The 1,463-nt window shown below is 41.2% G+C and carries 1 protein-coding gene; it reads left to right on the top strand.

Going from position 1 to position 1,463, the window contains the following annotated elements:
• The first annotated feature begins 411 nt into the window (after window positions 1-411).
• Complete coding sequence (locus JHD59_RS21885) at window positions 412-1,206, top strand: ABC transporter substrate-binding protein (protein WP_199155822.1); 795 nt, start codon at window positions 412-414, stop codon at window positions 1,204-1,206.
• Window positions 1,207-1,463 lie beyond the last annotated feature (257 nt).

Below are 1,463 nucleotides of genomic sequence, written 5' to 3'. Positions count from 1 at the left end.
CCCCCCCCCCCCCCCCCCCCCCCCCCCCCCCCCCCCCCCCCCCCCCCCCCCCCCTTTTGAGTCTCGTGGGCTCGGAGATGTGTATAAGAGACAGTATTATCACTACTCAGGAAGAGGTTGCGTACTATACAAAACAAGCTGGCTTTACAATGCATGATTTTCAGATATTAAATTTTCCAGATGTTCCAGCGGTAGAAAAGAGATATATCATTTGCAGTAAGAAAGTTTCAACTGACATCATTCAAAGATTGAATGAAGTAATAGGCGCAAAGATTCGCTGAAAAAGTCTTGGTGTTGATGTGGTTTAGCTAACGGTACGGGCGATCCCTGCTGATTATTTCAATAACTAGGGTGTTTCAGCCAGAATGTTGAATTGGTAAATGTTTCTTTTAATATGATGGGCATGCATCGATGGCCTCTGTTAACTGTTTTAATTTGGCAGCCGGTATGAGGAAAATATATTTATTATTAATGGTGTTTGCATGTTTTTTTATTTTAATGGCGTCTGCTGAAGAGCAGGTGCCTCAGTCACTTCTTGTATTCTATTATTATGATAGGCCACCATTTCATTTTATTAATCCTAATGGTCGTCCCGATGGATTTATTGTAAAAATGACTGATAATATTTTGGCGGAGGCAAATATATCCCACGTTTGGAAGCTGGTGCCTGCTTATAGAGTCCTTAATATTATAAAGAATGACGAAGGTTTAAACTGCTCTACTGGCTGGTACAAGACAAAAGAAAGAGAAGAGTACGCCAATTTTACTCTGCCAATTTATCGGAACAAACCTTTGGTTGCTATAGCCAGGATTAACTTTCCTGTAGCGGAAAATATTACAGCGAAACAACTTTTTTCTATCCCGGGGGTGCATATTTTAATAAAAAAAGGCTTTACAATCGGTGACTATATGAACAAGTTGCTTGAGAAAGTTCCGATAAGTCAGATTCAATCGGTTACCACCGAGCAAGTTGGCCTTGTTAAAATGATTCAGGCAGGGCGATCTGATTTTTCAATATTGACCACTGAAGAAGTAGAAGCCTTTCGAGAACAGCCTGAGATGTTAAAAAACATCAAGATATTGACTTTGCCAGATGTGCCATCCGGAGATGAGCGATTTATTATTTGCAATAAAAAAGTCGATATGAGTTTCATGGTGAAAATTAATGCTGCCATTGAAAAATTAAAATTGAACAAGGCTAAATAATTATTATCGGAAATCTATAGCTATCTGTGCTTGGGGCACTTGCTAAGCTGCGGCACTGCCGGATTTGTGTAACAGAGCTGCTTACTATATCACCGGACTGCCGGATCAAGGAGGGAGCGTCTATACCTTAATAGAGCCACGTGAGACTGACTTTTGGCGGCTCACTGACTGGCTTCAAGGAAGTTTAAGACGCTTGATCGTCGCATTTATTTTCTCTATTGTCGCAGCTGGCACTGCTTTGCTACAGAGTATAAAGC

The organism is Chromobacterium sp. ASV23, assembly GCF_016428945.1.
GTDB classification, from domain to species: domain Bacteria; phylum Pseudomonadota; class Gammaproteobacteria; order Burkholderiales; family Chromobacteriaceae; genus Chromobacterium; species Chromobacterium sinusclupearum.
Note: the sequence above shows the minus strand (reverse complement) of the source record. Positions and strands in the feature narration are given on the sequence as shown.

Bases quoted from the DNA above. Each gene is read 5' to 3' on its own strand.
- JHD59_RS21885 (WP_199155822.1), top strand. From the start codon at position 412: ATGGCCTCTGTTAACTGTTTTAATTTGGCAGCCGGTATGAGGAAAATA.